The 15236-nt window shown below is 66.3% G+C and carries 32 protein-coding genes; 2 read left to right on the top strand and 30 right to left on the bottom strand.

Annotated features, from left to right (window positions below; genetic code table 11):
- Window positions 1–7: 7 nt before the first annotated feature.
- From ACIBCT_RS20820 to ACIBCT_RS20770, 11 genes are all read right to left on the bottom strand, one after another.
- Entirely contained in the window at window positions 8–394 is a 387-nt protein-coding gene (locus tag ACIBCT_RS20820; protein WP_399190813.1) for a hypothetical protein, read from the bottom strand.
- A complete protein-coding gene (locus tag ACIBCT_RS20815; RefSeq protein WP_399190811.1) occupies window positions 387–791 on the bottom strand; it encodes a hypothetical protein in 405 nt (134 codons plus the stop codon). Before ACIBCT_RS20815 ends, ACIBCT_RS20820 begins: the two co-directional genes overlap by 8 nt.
- Window positions 788–1033 carry a hypothetical protein gene (locus ACIBCT_RS20810; RefSeq protein WP_399190809.1) on the bottom strand — a complete coding sequence of 82 codons (246 nt, stop codon included), beginning with the start codon at window positions 1031–1033 and terminating at the stop codon, window positions 788–790. The genes ACIBCT_RS20815 and ACIBCT_RS20810 overlap by 4 nt, the downstream gene beginning before the upstream one ends.
- Window positions 1034–1196: 163 nt before the next feature.
- The gene (locus tag ACIBCT_RS20805; RefSeq protein ID WP_399190807.1) at window positions 1197–1700 is read right to left on the bottom strand and encodes a hypothetical protein; all 504 of its coding nucleotides are present in this window, start codon (window positions 1698–1700) and stop codon (window positions 1197–1199) included.
- A gap of 70 nt (window positions 1701–1770) precedes the next feature.
- Entirely contained in the window at window positions 1771–2040 is a 270-nt protein-coding gene (locus ACIBCT_RS20800) for a hypothetical protein (protein WP_399190805.1), read from the bottom strand.
- A complete protein-coding gene (locus tag ACIBCT_RS20795) occupies window positions 2037–2519 on the bottom strand; it encodes a hypothetical protein (protein ID WP_399190803.1) in 483 nt (160 codons plus the stop codon). The genes ACIBCT_RS20800 and ACIBCT_RS20795 overlap by 4 nt, the downstream gene beginning before the upstream one ends.
- Before the next feature lie 32 nt (window positions 2520–2551).
- Window positions 2552–2896, bottom strand: coding sequence for a hypothetical protein (locus ACIBCT_RS20790; RefSeq protein ID WP_399190801.1), 345 nt, complete (start codon window positions 2894–2896; stop codon window positions 2552–2554).
- Window positions 2893–3405 carry a hypothetical protein gene (locus ACIBCT_RS20785; protein WP_399190799.1) on the bottom strand — a complete coding sequence of 171 codons (513 nt, stop codon included), beginning with the start codon at window positions 3403–3405 and terminating at the stop codon, window positions 2893–2895. The genes ACIBCT_RS20790 and ACIBCT_RS20785 overlap by 4 nt, the downstream gene beginning before the upstream one ends.
- A 13-nt stretch (window positions 3406–3418) precedes the next feature.
- Complete coding sequence (locus ACIBCT_RS20780) at window positions 3419–4159, bottom strand: hypothetical protein (RefSeq protein ID WP_399190797.1); 741 nt, start codon at window positions 4157–4159, stop codon at window positions 3419–3421.
- On the bottom strand, window positions 4156–4896 hold the full coding sequence (locus tag ACIBCT_RS20775) for a BRO family protein (RefSeq protein ID WP_399190795.1): 741 nt from the start codon (window positions 4894–4896) through the stop codon (window positions 4156–4158). The genes ACIBCT_RS20780 and ACIBCT_RS20775 overlap by 4 nt, the downstream gene beginning before the upstream one ends.
- Window positions 4893–5087: a helix-turn-helix domain-containing protein gene (locus ACIBCT_RS20770; protein WP_399190793.1), complete on the bottom strand. Its 195-nt coding sequence runs from the start codon at window positions 5085–5087 to the stop codon at window positions 4893–4895. The genes ACIBCT_RS20775 and ACIBCT_RS20770 overlap by 4 nt, the downstream gene beginning before the upstream one ends.
- Before the next feature lie 111 nt (window positions 5088–5198).
- On the opposite strand from ACIBCT_RS20770, the gene ACIBCT_RS20765 reads away from it, so the two are divergent.
- Window positions 5199–5543, top strand: coding sequence for a helix-turn-helix domain-containing protein (locus ACIBCT_RS20765; RefSeq protein ID WP_399190791.1), 345 nt, complete (start codon window positions 5199–5201; stop codon window positions 5541–5543).
- Window positions 5544–5794: 251 nt separating this feature from the next.
- Here the strand turns inward: ACIBCT_RS20765 and ACIBCT_RS20760 are convergent, their stop codons facing one another.
- The 17 genes from ACIBCT_RS20760 to ACIBCT_RS20680 form a co-directional block, all read right to left on the bottom strand.
- Window positions 5795–5935: a hypothetical protein gene (locus ACIBCT_RS20760; RefSeq protein WP_399190789.1), complete on the bottom strand. Its 141-nt coding sequence runs from the start codon at window positions 5933–5935 to the stop codon at window positions 5795–5797.
- Window positions 5935–6768 carry an SPFH domain-containing protein gene (locus ACIBCT_RS20755; protein ID WP_399190787.1) on the bottom strand — a complete coding sequence of 278 codons (834 nt, stop codon included), beginning with the start codon at window positions 6766–6768 and terminating at the stop codon, window positions 5935–5937. The genes ACIBCT_RS20760 and ACIBCT_RS20755 overlap by 1 nt, the downstream gene beginning before the upstream one ends.
- Window positions 6765–7016, bottom strand: coding sequence for a hypothetical protein (locus tag ACIBCT_RS20750; RefSeq protein WP_399190785.1), 252 nt, complete (start codon window positions 7014–7016; stop codon window positions 6765–6767). The genes ACIBCT_RS20755 and ACIBCT_RS20750 overlap by 4 nt, the downstream gene beginning before the upstream one ends.
- A 284-nt stretch (window positions 7017–7300) precedes the next feature.
- Window positions 7301–7801 carry an HNH endonuclease gene (locus ACIBCT_RS20745; protein WP_399190783.1) on the bottom strand — a complete coding sequence of 167 codons (501 nt, stop codon included), beginning with the start codon at window positions 7799–7801 and terminating at the stop codon, window positions 7301–7303.
- Complete coding sequence (locus ACIBCT_RS20740; protein ID WP_399190781.1) at window positions 7798–8142, bottom strand: hypothetical protein; 345 nt, start codon at window positions 8140–8142, stop codon at window positions 7798–7800. The genes ACIBCT_RS20745 and ACIBCT_RS20740 overlap by 4 nt, the downstream gene beginning before the upstream one ends.
- Window positions 8139–9086: a hypothetical protein gene (locus ACIBCT_RS20735; RefSeq protein WP_399190779.1), complete on the bottom strand. Its 948-nt coding sequence runs from the start codon at window positions 9084–9086 to the stop codon at window positions 8139–8141. Before ACIBCT_RS20735 ends, ACIBCT_RS20740 begins: the two co-directional genes overlap by 4 nt.
- Window positions 9083–9244 (bottom strand): hypothetical protein, encoded by a 162-nt coding sequence (locus tag ACIBCT_RS20730; RefSeq protein ID WP_399190777.1) that lies wholly within the window; start codon window positions 9242–9244, stop codon window positions 9083–9085. The genes ACIBCT_RS20735 and ACIBCT_RS20730 overlap by 4 nt, the downstream gene beginning before the upstream one ends.
- Complete coding sequence (locus ACIBCT_RS20725; protein ID WP_399190775.1) at window positions 9241–9471, bottom strand: hypothetical protein; 231 nt, start codon at window positions 9469–9471, stop codon at window positions 9241–9243. The genes ACIBCT_RS20730 and ACIBCT_RS20725 overlap by 4 nt, the downstream gene beginning before the upstream one ends.
- On the bottom strand, window positions 9468–9884 hold the full coding sequence (locus ACIBCT_RS20720; protein ID WP_399190773.1) for a hypothetical protein: 417 nt from the start codon (window positions 9882–9884) through the stop codon (window positions 9468–9470). Before ACIBCT_RS20720 ends, ACIBCT_RS20725 begins: the two co-directional genes overlap by 4 nt.
- A complete protein-coding gene (locus tag ACIBCT_RS20715) occupies window positions 9881–10183 on the bottom strand; it encodes a hypothetical protein (RefSeq protein WP_399190772.1) in 303 nt (100 codons plus the stop codon). Before ACIBCT_RS20715 ends, ACIBCT_RS20720 begins: the two co-directional genes overlap by 4 nt.
- Window positions 10180–10578, bottom strand: a complete 399-nt coding sequence (locus ACIBCT_RS20710; RefSeq protein WP_399190770.1) for a hypothetical protein — start codon at window positions 10576–10578, stop codon at window positions 10180–10182. The genes ACIBCT_RS20715 and ACIBCT_RS20710 overlap by 4 nt, the downstream gene beginning before the upstream one ends.
- Window positions 10571–10990: a hypothetical protein gene (locus ACIBCT_RS20705; RefSeq protein ID WP_399190768.1), complete on the bottom strand. Its 420-nt coding sequence runs from the start codon at window positions 10988–10990 to the stop codon at window positions 10571–10573. Before ACIBCT_RS20705 ends, ACIBCT_RS20710 begins: the two co-directional genes overlap by 8 nt.
- Window positions 10987–11232, bottom strand: coding sequence for a hypothetical protein (locus tag ACIBCT_RS20700; RefSeq protein ID WP_399190767.1), 246 nt, complete (start codon window positions 11230–11232; stop codon window positions 10987–10989). Before ACIBCT_RS20700 ends, ACIBCT_RS20705 begins: the two co-directional genes overlap by 4 nt.
- Before the next feature lie 44 nt (window positions 11233–11276).
- Window positions 11277–11558 (bottom strand): hypothetical protein, encoded by a 282-nt coding sequence (locus tag ACIBCT_RS20695; RefSeq protein ID WP_399190766.1) that lies wholly within the window; start codon window positions 11556–11558, stop codon window positions 11277–11279.
- Window positions 11559–11648: 90 nt separating this feature from the next.
- Complete coding sequence (locus tag ACIBCT_RS20690; RefSeq protein WP_399190765.1) at window positions 11649–11801, bottom strand: hypothetical protein; 153 nt, start codon at window positions 11799–11801, stop codon at window positions 11649–11651.
- Window positions 11798–12001 (bottom strand): hypothetical protein, encoded by a 204-nt coding sequence (locus ACIBCT_RS20685; RefSeq protein WP_399190764.1) that lies wholly within the window; start codon window positions 11999–12001, stop codon window positions 11798–11800. Before ACIBCT_RS20685 ends, ACIBCT_RS20690 begins: the two co-directional genes overlap by 4 nt.
- On the bottom strand, window positions 12001–12270 hold the full coding sequence (locus tag ACIBCT_RS20680) for a hypothetical protein (protein WP_399190763.1): 270 nt from the start codon (window positions 12268–12270) through the stop codon (window positions 12001–12003). The genes ACIBCT_RS20685 and ACIBCT_RS20680 overlap by 1 nt, the downstream gene beginning before the upstream one ends.
- Window positions 12271–12460: 190 nt before the next feature.
- Here ACIBCT_RS20680 and ACIBCT_RS20675 point away from each other — a divergent pair, with 190 nt between their 5' ends.
- Window positions 12461–12970 (top strand): helix-turn-helix domain-containing protein, encoded by a 510-nt coding sequence (locus ACIBCT_RS20675; RefSeq protein WP_399190761.1) that lies wholly within the window; start codon window positions 12461–12463, stop codon window positions 12968–12970.
- A 33-nt stretch (window positions 12971–13003) separates the two neighbouring features.
- On the opposite strand, the gene ACIBCT_RS20670 is transcribed toward ACIBCT_RS20675, so the two are convergent.
- Together ACIBCT_RS20670 and ACIBCT_RS20665 are read right to left on the bottom strand one after the other, a co-directional pair.
- Entirely contained in the window at window positions 13004–13450 is a 447-nt protein-coding gene (locus tag ACIBCT_RS20670) for a hypothetical protein (protein WP_399190759.1), read from the bottom strand.
- A gap of 290 nt (window positions 13451–13740) precedes the next feature.
- Window positions 13741–15234: a recombinase family protein gene (locus ACIBCT_RS20665; protein WP_399190757.1), complete on the bottom strand. Its 1494-nt coding sequence runs from the start codon at window positions 15232–15234 to the stop codon at window positions 13741–13743.
- Between the last annotated feature and the right edge of the window lie 2 nt (window positions 15235–15236).

The raw sequence follows: 15236 nt of genomic DNA, 5'->3' as shown, positions 1-15236 counted from the left end.
CGGAGCCTCACGCCTCCCCCTCCCCTGTGGTGGAGGGGTGGGCAGCGGCCTGGACGTCCCCATCGGGCGTCCGGAGGTAGTTGACGACCTCGTCCAGCACCTCCGGAGAGATGTCCCTGCGCGCTTCCTCGGGGAAGGCTGCTGCGAGGACGTCGGCGGGCACCAGGTCCTCGTAGTAGTCGGGCATCTGGTCCTCACCCACCTTGCGAACCAGGGTCACGAGGGAGGCGTACAGACGCTCTCGCTCGGCTTGAAGGAACGTCACCGACGACAGGAGCTGCCGGGCGGTCATGTCCTCCGCGGCCATGTTGAGCGCGATCCGCTCCCCCACCGGCGGGCCGTACTCGGCGCGGAACAAGGCATCGAGAGCGTCGATACCGGAGCGCTCAGCCACGGCTCTCCGCCTCTCCGGTGTCGGACTGGGCAGCAGCGGCAGCGCGGAGTTCGACAGCCACCACGGCGACATCAGCGACACGGTCATTCCAGGCGCCGACGATCGCCAGCGCTGACTCGTAGTCGGGAATCCACCCCAAGTGGGCAGCCAAAAGGTCAGAGGCTTCCGCAGCAGCCGCTTCCGCCGGGGAGCCCTCGTCGTCCCAGTCGTCCCACCCGTCCGGCTTGAGTCCGGCAGCAACGGCGATCGCTCCCATCGCGCACACCTTGCAGTCGCGCGGGTCCTGCTCTTCGGCGTACTCGTAGAACTCCTTCAGGGCGAGCCCGTTGCGTTCGATGACGTCGGCCGCCCGGTTGAGGATCGCGGCCGGGGACAGGTCCAAGTGCTCTGCGGTCATCGGCTCTCCGCCTCTCCAGAGGAGACAGACAGAGCAGCGGGCGGGGTGAGCTTTCCGGACTCCAGGAGCTGCGCAGCGCGGCCCATGGACGCGGCGAAGCGGACTCCCCCGAACCCCTCGTCCTTGCCAGCAGACACCTGGCTAACAGATGCGGACATGAGCTCCTCCGAGTAGGTGCGGAGCTCAGCTACGCAGCGGGCGCGCTCGTCGGCGCGGATCTGCTCGGGTGTCTCGGTGCTCATGCTGTGGGCTCCTGCGGGTACGGGTAGGCGGGAGAGGTCGAAGCGGGGTCCGTGACCGGCGGCGGTGAGATGGGATGCATCACCGGGGCAGGGCGGGGACGGCGGCGACCGCGACGCCCCTTGTGCGGGGCGACCATGCGGCACACCAGCTCTAAAGCGCTCATCAGCGACGACCACCCTCCGCGCTGTTGAACTCGTCGTGAGCGGCCTTGAAATTCGCGATCAGCGCTTCCGGGTCCGCCGACAGCTCCCCCGGTGCTGCGGGCTTCGCCATCGGGGAGTCCGCCCGGTCCGGGTTGCACAGGTGACCGCCGTCCTTCAGTTCGCGGCCGGCGTGAACCCAGCCGATGTCGCCGTACACGATGAGAGCCCCACAGGCGCCGCACTTGGCGGGGGCGATAGGCGGGACGGGCTTCGAGTTCGTCTCGACGTCACGGACCGCCTGACGGATACCAGCGGCGTGCTCCTGCCACGCGGCGATCTCGCCCTGCAGCTTCGCGATGGCCGCCTCACGCTCAGCGATGGCGATGTCGGCCTTGTTCAGCTCGGGTTCGGCTGCCGCCCTGAACATGGCGACGATGGCGGGGCTGTAGACGATGCGCTCGGGCGCTTCGGCAACGAGGGTCTGGACGGGGGTCTGGGGCTTACCCATGTTGGTGATCTCCATGGTTCGGGGTGGTTGGATTGGTGAGCGGTCCCGGATCTCCTCGGCTGAATCGAGGAGATCCGGGCCGCTTCTACGCAGAGGTGAGGACGTTCGCCGGGGCAAGCGGATCGGTCTCCGGTCTCAGGCCGTGCTCACGCATCACGTCGTAGGCGGTATCGACCATCGCCTCAGGGACCGCCTGCTTGATCTCGGCGAGGACCTCAGGGTGATCGGCGGGGTCGTAGCCCGCGCTCACGAGGAAGCCGGCCGCCTCGAACCGGAAGTGGCCGCCCAGCGTGCCGCAGGCAACGCCGCAGTGTCCGCGCTCGGCCAGAATCCACTTGGGGCCGCGGGGGCTCACTCGGCACCGCCAACCGGAGTGACGAGAGTGCCGTTAGACAGGTGGCGAACCTCCACCAAGCCGGGCATGTGAGGGTCCTCGAACATGACCCTGCGGTGGCCATCGAAGTGCTCACTGACGCTGATACCAGTGATGCGGACCTCCTGCCCGCCATTCAGCTCGGGGTGGCAGATCAGCGCGTTGACCGACATCTGGTCGACGCGGACGCCAGCGGGTTCGGGCTCTACCTGACCCGGCTCCGACGATGGCTCGGGCTCAGGTGCTCCGCCAGCGACCTCCTGCCACGCGATCAGGTCTTGGTCCGGCGGGGCGTCGCGGAACATGGCGGGGCTGCACACGGCGGTCGCAGCAGCCAGGGCGAGGGTCGCATGCACCTGAGCGGCGCCGAGGAAGTAGAGCCCCACGCTGGCGCCTTGGGGAGCGTCCTCAGCTTCTGTGAGCAGCCGCTCGGCCTCGCGGTAATGATCAGGACCGTTCATGGGTGGTCTCCGTTCAGGTGGTCAGGGGGTGGTCAGGAAGCCATCTCGGACTGCTGGGTGGTCATGGCGCGCTCGTACCGCCATGCGGTCGTCGAAGAGATGCCGAGCCGCTTGGCGGCGTTCTCGGCGCTCTCACCACACGAGCGGAGGAACGCGTACTCCTCGGCCCGCTCGGCAGCGAGGCGGCTGTACGCCTCCCTGGCACGGTCAGCTCCCGCCCGGTATGCCGGAAGCGACTTCGCCTTATCGAGAGGGAAAGCGTCGAGGCGCCCGTTGTAGCGGTGACGCAGGTAACAGGCCCGGCGTAGACGGCGCGGCCATGCAGGACCCTCGACGCCGCAGCAGACACACACGATGCGCCGGCCGGAGTCGCTCACTTCTCCTCCCCGGTGGGAGGAGAAGCCGAGGAGGAGGAGGAGGCGGACTTCGCGATGAGGTCAGCGGCGATCTCGTTGACCTTCTCCGGGGCGACGCCGTACTCGTCGCGCAGCCACTCCCAGATCTCGCCGCCAAGACCGGACCCGGCGTCCCAGTCCTCCCACAGAGTTCGAGCGACCTCGTCCGCCTGATGCGAACCGGCGCGCTCCTCCAACTCCCGCAGCAGGAACGTGATGCCGTAGTAGGAGACGACGGTTTTCATCGACTCCATCGCCTCGTCACGGACGTGGTGATCCATGGCGACGCGGAAGTGAAGCTGCGTGAACGCCGCGAAGTGCTTCGCCATCGCCTCCGCAGTGACGTCGTTCACGGATGTCGGGTACGGGGCGATGTCGTCCAGGGACAGCGGCTTGCCGGCCTGCTTGACTTCAGGGCACGTCTTCAGGTGGCCGAGGAACACCAGATTGCCGTCTTCCGGGCACGTGCATCGCGCGGTCTTGTGGGCCATCGGGGGTCTCCATTCAGGAGGAAGGGGGAAGCGGGGGCAGGAAGTCACCGCGAGGACCCCGACGGGCCTTCTGGCGCGCTTCCTCCTCAGTGAGGTCGGTGTGGAACATGTCGGCCGCCGTCGCCGGCGTGCCATCAGCGCGGTACGCGGGCAGGTCCTTGATGTCGTCGCCGAAGAACTTCTTCATCCCGTGAGCGAAGAGGTCGCTCATGTTGGTCATGAACTCCTTTGACCACGGGCTGTCGGCGATGAAGGCCAGCAGCCGGTCATGGCTGATGAGCCAGTCGCCATAGAAGTCCCACTTCTTGCCGTTGGCGTCGGGCTCGGCGCCGGGGTAGTCGTCGGCGTGGTGGACGACGAACGACAGGTTCAGGTCGCAGTAGCCGCGAAGGCACTCCCAGCCCAGACGCCCGTCGCCGCGCTCCTCGTCCAGTCCCCGCTGGTCCTGGAGAGCGTGAAGCTGCTGCTTGTCAGCCCAGTCGCACGCCTCCCACACCGGAACGCCAAGCGCCTCGGCAACCTCGCTCAGGAGGAGGTAGCGGTCCTCGGTGCCTTCGAAGTGGACGGGCGCCGCCCCGAAACCGGCGAGGTCGATCATGTGGCCCGGCAGGGCGAGCGCGATCGGGGTGGTCTTGGAGAACTTCTCCAGCGCTTCCACAGCCTTAGCGATCTGCTCTTCGGGGCCGTAGTCGAGGAGGTGGTCGTCGTTGCGGGCGACGATGTCCGCCGCAAACTTCTCGAATACCGCCCTCATGAGGCACCGCCTTCGATCGCGAACAGGTCGCCCTGTCGCGGGCTCCGGTCGAGCGACTGCCGAGCATCGGGAACGAAGACCTGGATCTTCCGCTTGGCCTCCCGGTAGTGGAACCACAGCGCCGGAACGCAATGCCGGAACACCAGGTAGGCGGTGCCGGTCCACCAGAAGCAGTCAGCGAAGTCGGCCTTCGGCTCGAACTGCTGGTTCAGGACTCCGGCAGCCATGAGGGTGCGGCGCAGGTCCACCACGCCGACCCGGACCCGGTACTCCTGGCGGATGACCGTGCAGGTCTCCTTCCAGGTGTAGGCGTCTGGCTTGAACGGGTCGTCCTGAACTACGGGGGGCGGGGTGGCGCGTTCGGCTGCGCGGATCTCGGCCTCGCGGGTCTTGACCGCGAAGTAGGTCTGCGCTTCGGCGACGGCGGCCTTGCGCGGGTCGCAGTTCATCGCGACGAGGTAGGCGCCGTAGCGGGTCAGGTGGAAGTCGTCTACCTCGCGGCGGTGGCCTCGGCTGTTCTTAGTGATCTTGCGGGCGTCCGCAAAGTGATCTTGAACGTTCGCTCCGCTGTTCTCCGCAGCAGCCATGGCCCGGCCGATCGCGTCTTCGAACTGACGCCACTGCTCGTAGTCGAGCTTCGGCGACATCTCACGAGCAGACCAGTACTCGCCTCGCTCACCCACGTGCTTGATCGCGTCGAACGGCGAAGCGCCCCCCGAGGGCTGAATCTCGTTCACGCCGCCGACTCCTCGGCCACACCGATGCGGTTGCGCTTCAGGTAGGCGTTGATGGACTCCTCGGAGACCTTCACGTGCGAGTTGCGGGCGGTGCCCTTGATGGCTTCCAGTTCGCCTTCGCGGATCAGCTTGGCCAGCGTGGCGCGGCCGATGTCCAACCGTCCGCAGGCTTGCGCTGTGGACAGATACACGTCACCAACTCCATTCACTCTTGGCGTCTTTGAGCAAGTCTATGCAACTCTTGGCGCACTATGGAAGGGGAAACGCTCCACAAACTCTGAGCAGGTCTGTACACATGAGGGGTGAGTGATCAGCCCCCCGCCGCGCCCTTCCACGCCCTCGTCGTCAGCACCCTGAAACGACAGGGCAAGAACATGACGTGGCTTGGCCAGCGCAGCGGGGTCTCCCGTAACACCATCGGCAACTGGGCGAAGCAACCCCGCCCCCCACAGCCGGGGACCGTCCTGCAAGTTGCCGACGCGCTGGGCATTGAGCACGACCGAGCACTCCAGCTCTCCGGGCTGACCGACGCCCCTCCGCCTCCTCTGGGCGAGGACTTGGCAGACCTGTCCACGGTCCCTACCGATGCGCTCGTGGATCAGCTCCGCCTCATCGGCGACGAGCTGCGCCGGCGTATCCCTGACTGACACGTCCCCTCCTCTCCTCGCGTGTGGTGGTTGGTTGGGTCTGCTGGCTCCCGTTCAGCAGAGAGACCCGGAAGGTCCCGTACGTCCCGCCCTCTCAAAGAGGGCGGGACCGACGGGTTAGGGGTGCGGCTGTGCTTGAGCGGGGTCGGGGCGATCGACGGCGAACAGGCCGTCGTCCTCATCGGGATCGACTCGCGGGTCCTCGGCGGGCTCTTCGGGCTTCAGGCACACGGGCAGATCAGCCACCGCGATCAACCGCCCGTCACGTGGTTGACGAGCGCGATAACGGCCCAGATCACGACGCCGATCAACGCCAGCGACACCAGGGAAGAAGCGACGCAGACAGCGATGAAGCAGCCAGCGCCCAGCTCTTCGGGCCCGCGCCTGGCCATCAGTTGCCTGCCTTCGGCGGGACCGCGACGGAGTTGCCCTGCGGCAGAACGAACTGGACCCGGCCGTCACGGATCGCCTGCAGTTGGATGTAGCCCTGCCAGCCGAGGACGTCGACGAGTTCCTTGATGGACTGGATTTCGGTGCGGATCTGCTCGTTCTTGTTCTTCTGGGCGACGTTGCGCTCGATCGCCTCCTGAGCTGAGGCCAGCGCGTCACGCACGCCCTGAGGCGGCTGAGGCTGCTGCAGCGTTACGGAGAACCCGGTGAAGTAGCCTTCGCCGCCCTGCTCCTTCACGAACTGCGGGATCAGCTGACGGACCCGCTCTTCCCACGCCTGCTTGTCGACGCCCGTGTACAGGCGCTTCCACTCGAACTCCTTCGACGCGGCGTCCAAGGCGCGGTCAAGGGGCTGGCGGACGTAGACGCCGAGGAGCTTCAACCAGCCGGCGTCCTCATACGCCCGGAACTTCAGGCCGAGCTGCTCGTGGAAGCGCTGCAGCGTCTTGCAGTCCACCGTCAGCGTGAACGTCGCCACCCCCGGCACGGTGAGTTCGATGTTGTCCTTGCTGACCACGGTCAACGGAGTCGTCTCCGCGTCCTTGGCGGTGGAGAACTCGTAGCTGCGCTGACCGGCCGGGTAGACGTAGCCGGTATCGAACGGCCCGGACACGTCCCTGACGCCGGGGTTGATGCACCCCTGGAACTTCGTGTTGGAGAACGGTCCGGCGTCGTAGGAGATGCCGACCTGGTCCGGCTCCGGCGTCGTGACTGAACAGCCCGTCAGGACGACCAGCGCGAGGCCAGCGGCGGGGATCAGGAGCTTGCGGTTCAACGAACAGCCCTCTTTCGGGGGGTAGGCGGGTTGAGGTGGTTACGGATCTCGTCGGCCAGGACGTCGGCGTACTTCTCGACGTCGCGGGCGTCGATCGCCGCCTTGTGGAGGTGGTCGAGGAACTCCTCGTGACGGCGGCGTTCACGCCGGTCCTCGCGGGCCCGGCGGGAGCGGGTCAGGATCGCGACGACCAGCACCACGGCCAGGGCGATCACCGCCACGGCTCCGAGGATGATCAGGGCTCTCATCAGTTCCTTCACGTCGGGGGTCGGTCGGGGTGTCGGCTCTGAGCACCCCCGAAGGAGCCCAGAGCCGACACCGGGGTCAGAGGATGAGCAGCAGCACCATGAGCGCGATCAGCACCCACGTGAGGACCAAGGCCGGGTTGTCGTTCATGCGGGGACCTCCAGGTCTGAAGGAGACCCGCCGCACTTGAGGTCCGCGGCCTGTAGAGCAAGGCAGTGCTCGCAGCAGCCACACGGGGCGCCGGCCGCAGTCGGGCACTCGACGGCCTCGACGCCGGGAAGCTCGTTCACGGCGCCTCGATCCGCTGCCACTCGCCCGCCGAAGTCGGCAAGCACCAACCCAGCCACGCCACCAGCACCGGCACCAGCGCCGGGTCAGCGATCGAGTTACGGCCGATGATCCAGCCGTGCTTCTCGGCGTCCAGCTCCCACGGCCGCTCGGTCAGCAGGCCATGACACCCGCTTGTCCCGTCGCCGCACGCAACGACGAGGTTCGTGACGTCGTTGATCCGCGGGTCCGACGACCCGCCCATGCCGCGGTTGCGGCGGTGGTGGATAGACCGGACCCGGTCGGTGACGATGACCCCGCACACAACACAGGTCTCCTGGTCACGAAGCATCACGGCCTTGCGGACCGCAGCCGACGGCCCGGTGCCCGCCGGCCGCTTTGGCTTCTTCGCCGCGGCTCGCTTGAGACCGCTCCCGCCCGCCTGCAGCCCCTTACCGCGGTTCATGAGCGTCTTCGCCGTCAGCGGCGTCTTCCGCTGCAGCGGCTTGCCGGCCTTCACAGCTGGCCTCCGGCGAGCTGCATCTCCGCGCGGGCGGTGGACTGGATTGTGCGACCAACGTCGATGCGGGCGTGGAGAGCCCGCAGGTGCTCCTTCTGGAGCCGAACCGCTGCGGCGGCCTTGCCGTGGATGCGCCATAGGTGATCGGTCTGAGTGATCGCGATCTGCTTGCGGTCTTCGATCGACCCCTCAGCGGCGCGAAACGCTCCGGCGAACGCCACCTTGAAGTCGCCCTCAGCCTCGACCGCGATGAACTCCAGGTCGGCCATCTTCGTGACGGCGTCATCAAGGTCGCGGGAGAGCTGGCCAAGCTGCTTGATGATCGTGAGCATCTCCGTCACGCCGAACCGCCCTTGACCCACGGGTCCTCAGGCAGAGGGCCGCGCTCGGCGATTTGCGGGTTGGAAGTGACGTCCTTGACGAGCTTGTTGTGGGCGCTCTTCTCCGAACCGGTCATCGTGCCGACCTCGGCGAGCTGCTCGTCGGTCACCTGACGGCGGGCGATCGTGCCGTCCTGGTTCCGCGGCAGCCCATCCGCCGGCCCGTTCAGGATCTTCTGTCGCTCCTGCACCAACGTCATGAGCCGGTTCGCGGTCTCGCTGTTGATGCGCCGGGTCTGCATCGCCTCGGTCACGTCCCGGCGGAAGCCGGCCACGGTGTCAAGGCTGCTCTCGGCCAGGCGCTTCTCGAATACGTCGACCCAGTCGGTGTCCACGACGATCTGCGCCTGCGCCGCCTGATGCTTCGGCGCCGCACGCTGCCCAGGATCAGCAACCGGGTTCTCCGCCGCAGGGTTGTCCCGGTCGCCCTTCTGCCACTGCGCCAGCGCCACACCGAACCGCTGGGCGGCGTTCCTCAGAGCGTCACCGATGAGGACCTTGACCGCGTCGTGTTGGTTCGAGGGCACCGAGCCGTAGCCGGGCCGGGTGACGCCGCACACGGTGAGGCGGATCCACATGCCGACCGGGTTGCCGTACTTGTCGGTGTCCAGTGCCGGCAGGCCGGTCTCGTCCAGCGCGAACGGCTCCCACGACCAGTACGGATCTACCTTCAGCAGCCGCGCGGTCACGTCTGCGTGGCCGACGTAGTCGATGTGGATGTGCTTGGTGGAGACGTACGCCTTGCAGATCTCGCACTTCTGCTTGACGTGCCCTGCCTTGGTGCAGTTCTTGTTCTTGTCGGAGCAGTCGGAACACGTGACCCTCGGCAGTAGGCCGATCTGGTCCGCGTTGAACGGCTCCATCAGCTTGAGCAGGGATTCCCGCTCAAGGTCGGTCGTGGTCACTGCTCGTCGTCTCCTCGGTCATCGTCGTGGCGGTCGTCGGCCCACTCCAGGAGCCGCTCGTAGCGCTCCACGGGGTCCGTGATCGGGTCAGGTGCCGCGAGTATCCGCAGCTCACCGCAGTCGAGGTAGGCGCTGACCGCGTCCTGATAGCGGGTCACGGCTCCCCCTCGCCGGCGTCGTGCTCGGCCAGGACGTCACCCTTGGGGGTGGCCAGCTCCGAGGACGCGAGGCGCTTGAGCAGCTCGCACTGGCCGCACATCTCGTAGTGGTCGTGAGCCCGAACAGCGCTCCACCGGGCCCGCCGACCGCACAGAGAGCGGCCTTCCCGGGTGGGGTCCTTGATGTGGCGGGACGCGCCGGCTTCGGTGACGCACCGGTCACTCATGCGGCCTCCTGGTGGAGGCGGCGAACGAGGCGGTTGTGACCCACCAGGACGTCCATGGCGTGAGCTCGAACCGCGACGTCCTGCCAACGGATGTACAGGCCGTCCCGCCCGACTGGGGTGGCGTGCAGTACCCGCACTGGGCGGCCGTCGTTCCACGCCCTGCAGGCAACGATGTCCCGGCAATGGAGGTAGCGGGCGAAGGTCGTCTCGCGAAGGAACGCCTGCACGTCATCGGCGAGGAAGAGGTAACGTCCCGCGCCGGTCACAGCAGAAGCGGTGATCAGGCCGAGCTTCTGCCAGCCCGTCACCCGCCGCGTCTGAACGCCCAGCAGGGCAGCGACGTCGCTGGACGGCAGGTGCGCCGCTCCCTGCGGCCAGGTGACCGTGTTAGGAAGAACGGTGAGGATGCTCATTTGCCCTCACCGCCGACGTAGCGGGCGTACACCCGGCACTCACCGTCCACCGTGCGAGCGACCGCTTTGAACTGGCCAAGGGGGTAGAGCGCCTTGATGCGCCCCGTCTTGATCCGGTGCGCGGTCTGGGCTGCGACAGCTCGGTCCTGCTCGACCTGGACGATCGCCCACTTGTCCGGGTTCGCGCGCAGCTTTCCAGCGATCGTGGGCCAGTCCAGTGCGGGCGGGCGCGGTCCCGTACGGCGAAGCGCGGGCGGGTCCTCCCAGCGGAGCTCTGGGGCAGCGGTAAGGACGCTCATGCGCTCTCACCGCCCTGCGGGGAGACGTCGGCCAGGTTCCGGACGGCCTGAGCCGCGCTCTCGGCGTCCCGGCCGACCACTAGGGCAACCAGCCCGCCGTCTCGCTCCAAACGAGCCACCGTCAACCCGGTCGCCGTTAGTGCTCTCTCGCACGGGGCGAGACGCTGGGCGTTCATGTGCCGCCAGCCGCCCGCGCCGCGCAGGATTCCGTTCCGGACGTCCTTCACGAGCACGTGGACCGTTTCGGCCGTCTCTCCGTAAGGGTGGTAGACGTCGAACCCGTCGCCTGTGCGGTGGTAGGACTCCAGACCAGCGTCGAGAAGGGTGTCCCACACAGTGGTGCCCAGGTCGGCGATAGCGTCGACGACCTCGCTCGGCATCATCACCTCAGACATGGGCCACCTCGATCTGCTCAGGAAGGGAGAGGGCGCCCTCGACGCGGACGCTTGTAGCGGTCCACCGGGACTCGCGGTAGTAGGTGATCGCCTCGTACTGCACGTAGACGACGGAGGCCGAGCGCAGTGCTTTCGCGGCCTCGTGCCAAGCGGCCCGGTCAAGGCGGTGACGCCCGTTCCGGATTCCAGTCAGGGACCCGATCCAGCCGACGTTCCAACCCCACCCGATCGCGGAGTTGTCGCCCGGGACGACCACGTACCAGGAGACGTCAGGCAGCTCAGGCGCGTACTCCTGCGTCCCGCTCGGGTGATGCACGCGGGCCAGCGACCCTTTCGGGAGGTGGATCACAGCCACCTCAACCGCGCTGGGGCGGGCCTCGATGATCGTTCCGGCTACAGCCAGGGTCCTCATGCGATCACCTCGGCAGCGGCTCGCAGGTAGGCGGCGGCCTCGTCTCGTCCGCAGCGGGGCGTCCACCGCAGCAACCAGCCGGTGTCGACGCCCTCGGCGCGCAGGTAGGTGACGAGGAGGTCCCAGGCGGCCTGCGCCACATCAGAGGCTGGCGCTACCTCACGCAGCGCCACACACAGGTCCACCTGCCCCACACGGGTGTGAGGGAGGGCCGCGATCCGGTCCGCGACGGCGACCAGCACGACGCCAGCGGGGGTCAGAGTGGGCCGTTCGACGGCGGGGGCGGTCACAGAGCACCCGCCACGGTCGCGCCATACGCGGCCAGCCGCTCCACACCCAGCCGGTCCGCGACCGCCTTGATCACGTCATGCAGATGCAGATCCGTCTCCCGGAACGCCTCCGGCTCCTCACCATCGAACCCGTACGCCGACACCATGTACCGACCCGACGGGCTCGTCTTCGGAGACTGAATCGTCACGGTGAACCCGTGATGATGCAGCGCTTCCAGGTAGTAGCGGGTCGACCTGTCACTGACAACGGCCGGCGCTTCCTGGGCGATACTGGTCATGAGTTCCTGCTCCTCTAGTTGATCTCTGTGTGATCTCTGAGCGGGGATTCAGCGGGTCCCGGTCGGTCGCACGGCCGGGCCCGCACAAGGTCAGGCGACGAGGACGTACTCAGTTGGCTCGTCAGCAAGGTCCGCCGCAGCGCACAGCGAGAGCTGTCGCATGAAGCCGGCGGAGGCGTAGGACTCGGCATCCAGCAGATGCCGGCCCGGGACCAGGACGACGGGTTCGTTCGACTGGCTCACGCCGCGTTCTCCTCAGCGGCTCGGTGGTCTGCGGCCTGCTGTTCAACGACCCGTCGCATCGCAGGCGAGAGGATGCGAGCCATGAACGCGAGAGCCTCCGGGCTCGGGTCGGGCCACTTCGCGACGATCGCTTGTATGTGCGGCTCCTGGGATTTGGCGAGGAGCATCGCGGCGCGTGTGGGGTAGTCGTCGGCGGCCATCAGGGGGCGGTCCGCTCGGTGTCGGGTACGACCTCGAAGAGGTCCTCGAACTTGAGGCCCGGCAGGTGCCAGATGGCGGCAGCGACGAACTTGGGGCCAGGCTCGACCTCGTTGTTCCTGGCGCGACTGATGATGGAGGTGCTGAGGCCGAGGAGTTCAGCGCAGGCCGCGTCGCTTGAAAGACCGCGGGCGCGGGTGTGACGCACCCATTCGGTCGTCCTCAACCGCAGTCGCAGGGGGGGCCGTTGTGCCCATTCTGTTGTGCGCATACATGCACAGTAGACCTTGTGTGTGCATGCGTGCAACCAAATGACGAGGAAGTTTAAGCAGCTAGGGCCGCCCGGGGCGAAAATTGGACCGCGCCAGACCTCATCTGACGCACGCATGCACAGTAAGAATTTCAGTCAACGCCTGCCCACCTGCATGGATGTCTGATCCATCGAGTGCTACTGTGCATGCGTGCGCACACCAAAGTGGGATCGGGAGCGCTTCGGTGAACTTCTCAAAGAGATCGGCGACCGTGCACACCTAGATCAAGGTGGCCTCGCTGAACTCGCAGGCCGAAGCCGCTCACAGATCAACCGATGGACTCGGTCAGAAAACCAGCCGGCCTACGATGCGGTCGCTCGCTTAGCGACTGCGATCACTGGTCGATATCCGCATCTCGCAGACCTCGCCCGCGAGTTCATGATCGCCGCTGGGTACCAAGACGGCCCGCCGGCCCAGGATGCGACGACCTCTTCCGGCAACGCAGCTTCCGACCTAGTGGCTCAACTACGAGCTCAAGCTGCAGCGCAAGGCAAAACTCTCCGGGAAGTTCTAGAGGATGGCGGCGCCCACCCCGACGAACTAGATCCTGAGGCTCAGGCGCGGCTAGATCGACTCAACGAGATCTTCCAGATGGGCATGCAAGAAATCGTGGAAGCAACTCGGCGAGGACGGATGACCGGGGAAGCAGAGGCGTCGTGAACCCCCCGATACTCACGACGTCCCCGCCTTCTCTTACCTGACGACCCGGATGGGTTGCGTGCTGTTCCCGTCCCGTGCCGCGTTCAGGTATCCCTGAACCACGGCCAGCCCCGCCCCTACGGCAGCTCGTTCAGCGACTCGTTCGGCGTTCACAACCTTGTCTCCGAGTGCGCTGACGTGTGCTTCTGTTGCCTGCTTGATCGTCTCGCGGTGCTGTAGGCCGTTAGCTTCGACTACCGCCGCATGCCGCTTGATCGCCTCCTCGATGCGGGCGGCGTAACGATCGATGACGGCGGACAGCCATGTTTTGAGATTGCAGCTCACGTCGTAGAGGGCCAGGACTAGGGCTGCGCCCACCAGTCCGATGGTCAGCTTCGTCGGAGCGATGTTTACGGCTATCTCAATCGCAGCGATGACGTACGCCGTACGGGCAAGGTACGTCAGGGTCCGGTGCTGAGAATCCATGCGCAGGTGAACCATGATCCTGCCTTTCGACCACACACGCAGATGCGGCCTACGCGAGCTTGCTGTCTCCCACGGCGAGCGCGATAAGACGTCACTCTAGGACGGGGGCAGGGGTTAAGGGAACACCAAAATGCGTGCGTATTTTCGACTTGTAAAAACGTTTACGGCTCTTCTGGTCGATGGTCACCCACGGTGATTGAAATATCAATGACTCGTACCGTAATGGGCCAAACGCGTAGTTCGCGGAACGCTCTAAGGTAAGCCTGTTATCACCCTTGAGACAGCCTGGTCACCAGGTCAATCTCTCAAGCATGGGAGCGAACCACCACGTCAACTGACTCCTCGTCCGGAATATTCTTCCGCCCCGGCCCGACCGGCATGATCGCGATCTTCTCAAACAGCCACACCAGCAACTCCCGTTTCTGAGGCAACTCCAGTGCATCCCACGCAGCAGGAACAGCTTCCGGGCTGACCATAACGAGACTCGCAACATGCGCAGGGAAATGAATTCTTTTCATTTTCTGCTCAGCCGCTTCGATCTCCGCCGTCAAAACACCCTCTACGCGAGCCAAGCCCGTAGCCGACAACTTCCCCTGAGCGGCCTGCACATAGAACTCCTCCAGCCGCGCACGCTTCTCCTCCACCTCCGCAAGCACACCCCCCACCTCATCACCCACGTCGCCCGTCACCGCTAGAGCCGCCAAGGTCGGCCTCGACATCAAAAGCGCTACAGCCAGCGACTCCACATACGTATCCACCCGCTCCTTGTGCCGGCCCACATGGAACGACTTCTCCTTGACGGGGTACTTCCGCACGCACGAGTAGTAGTTGATGCCCCGCCTAAGCCGCGGCCGGCACGGAGACCCGCAGACCCCACAGACCGCGATACCGCTGAGAAGGTGCCGGATCGCAGACGGGCGGGCTCCACCACGGGCCGGATCGGTGAGTTTCGCCACGATCAGGTAGTAGGTGTGGTCGTCGAGGATGCGCGGGAACCACTGCTCAGTACTTTTGATTTTCACGCCGAGATGAACCCGGTACCCCACGTAGGAGGGGTTGATCACCAGCCGTTTGATCGGGGTCGACGTCCACTTCGCGCCGCGTGGTGACGGGGTCCCGCGGTCGTTGAGGATCCGCGCGATCGTGTTCAGCGGGGTCCCCTGCTTGATCATGTCCGCGATGTCGCGAATCACCGCAGCCTCGTCCTGGTCGATGTCCTGCCCGACCAGATCCCCAGTGTCCGGGTCATACCGCCGGCGGTAGCCGTACAGGCGGCGGCCGTGCGGAGCCCCTGCCGCAGCACGGGATCTCGTGGTGCGGCGAAGCCGTCCGCTGAGGCGCTCGGACTCGAACGCCGAATCAACGCCGTCATCAGCCAGGACCTTCCAGTCGCGGGCCCGCTGCATGTTGTACGTCCGGTCATGCGATGTCACATGAATCAGGACGCCCTGCTCACGGCACGTCTGCAGCAGGCTCATCCACTCGACGGGCTTGCGGTCGCCGCGGGAGCTCTCCCACAGGACGAGGACGTCGAAGGTGCCGGCTTCGAGCTGGGCGAGGAGGCGGTCCCATTCGGGGCGGCCCTTGCGGGCGAAGCGTGAGGCGGAACGGTCCAGTTCTGCGAAGACCTCTTTGATGTGCCAGCCGTTCTCGCGGCAGGCGTCGGTGTTCGCGGTGTTCTGCTCTGGAACGGATCTTGTTTCAGCTGATCTCTGACCAGCCTTGATCTTGCTGACGCGGCCGTAGATCGCGGCCTGTAGGGCGTCGTCCGGGGCGGGGCGGCGAGAGGCGGGGGGCATGC

It is taken from the genome of Streptosporangium sp. NPDC050855 (genome assembly GCF_044456585.1).
GTDB lineage: Bacteria > Actinomycetota > Actinomycetes > Streptosporangiales > Streptosporangiaceae > Streptosporangium > Streptosporangium longisporum.
The sequence above is the reverse complement of the archived record's forward strand: the minus strand, read 5'-3'. Positions and strand labels throughout refer to the sequence as shown.

What these genes read in the sequence shown, in the direction of transcription:
- ACIBCT_RS20815 (WP_399190811.1), bottom strand. Translation starts at nt 791, where the DNA reads ATGACCGCAGAGCACTTGGACCTGTCCCCGGCCGCGATCCTCAACCGG.
- ACIBCT_RS20810 (WP_399190809.1), bottom strand. Translation starts at nt 1,033, where the DNA reads ATGAGCACCGAGACACCCGAGCAGATCCGCGCCGACGAGCGCGCCCGC.
- ACIBCT_RS20805 (WP_399190807.1), bottom strand. Translation starts at nt 1,700, where the DNA reads ATGGAGATCACCAACATGGGTAAGCCCCAGACCCCCGTCCAGACCCTC.
- ACIBCT_RS20795 (WP_399190803.1), bottom strand. Translation starts at nt 2,519, where the DNA reads ATGAACGGTCCTGATCATTACCGCGAGGCCGAGCGGCTGCTCACAGAA.
- ACIBCT_RS20785 (WP_399190799.1), bottom strand. Translation starts at nt 3,405, where the DNA reads ATGGCCCACAAGACCGCGCGATGCACGTGCCCGGAAGACGGCAATCTG.
- ACIBCT_RS20780 (WP_399190797.1), bottom strand. Translation starts at nt 4,159, where the DNA reads ATGAGGGCGGTATTCGAGAAGTTTGCGGCGGACATCGTCGCCCGCAAC.
- ACIBCT_RS20760 (WP_399190789.1), bottom strand. Translation starts at nt 5,935, where the DNA reads ATGGCCAGGCGCGGGCCCGAAGAGCTGGGCGCTGGCTGCTTCATCGCT.
- ACIBCT_RS20750 (WP_399190785.1), bottom strand. Translation starts at nt 7,016, where the DNA reads ATGAGAGCCCTGATCATCCTCGGAGCCGTGGCGGTGATCGCCCTGGCC.
- ACIBCT_RS20725 (WP_399190775.1), bottom strand. Translation starts at nt 9,471, where the DNA reads ATGAGTGACCGGTGCGTCACCGAAGCCGGCGCGTCCCGCCACATCAAG.
- ACIBCT_RS20720 (WP_399190773.1), bottom strand. Translation starts at nt 9,884, where the DNA reads ATGAGCATCCTCACCGTTCTTCCTAACACGGTCACCTGGCCGCAGGGA.
- ACIBCT_RS20715 (WP_399190772.1), bottom strand. Translation starts at nt 10,183, where the DNA reads ATGAGCGTCCTTACCGCTGCCCCAGAGCTCCGCTGGGAGGACCCGCCC.
- ACIBCT_RS20710 (WP_399190770.1), bottom strand. Translation starts at nt 10,578, where the DNA reads ATGTCTGAGGTGATGATGCCGAGCGAGGTCGTCGACGCTATCGCCGAC.
- ACIBCT_RS20705 (WP_399190768.1), bottom strand. Translation starts at nt 10,990, where the DNA reads ATGAGGACCCTGGCTGTAGCCGGAACGATCATCGAGGCCCGCCCCAGC.
- ACIBCT_RS20695 (WP_399190766.1), bottom strand. Translation starts at nt 11,558, where the DNA reads ATGACCAGTATCGCCCAGGAAGCGCCGGCCGTTGTCAGTGACAGGTCG.
- ACIBCT_RS20685 (WP_399190764.1), bottom strand. Translation starts at nt 12,001, where the DNA reads ATGGCCGCCGACGACTACCCCACACGCGCCGCGATGCTCCTCGCCAAA.
- ACIBCT_RS20680 (WP_399190763.1), bottom strand. Translation starts at nt 12,270, where the DNA reads ATGCGCACAACAGAATGGGCACAACGGCCCCCCCTGCGACTGCGGTTG.
- ACIBCT_RS20670 (WP_399190759.1), bottom strand. Translation starts at nt 13,450, where the DNA reads ATGGTTCACCTGCGCATGGATTCTCAGCACCGGACCCTGACGTACCTT.
- ACIBCT_RS20665 (WP_399190757.1), bottom strand. Translation starts at nt 15,234, where the DNA reads ATGCCCCCCGCCTCTCGCCGCCCCGCCCCGGACGACGCCCTACAGGCC.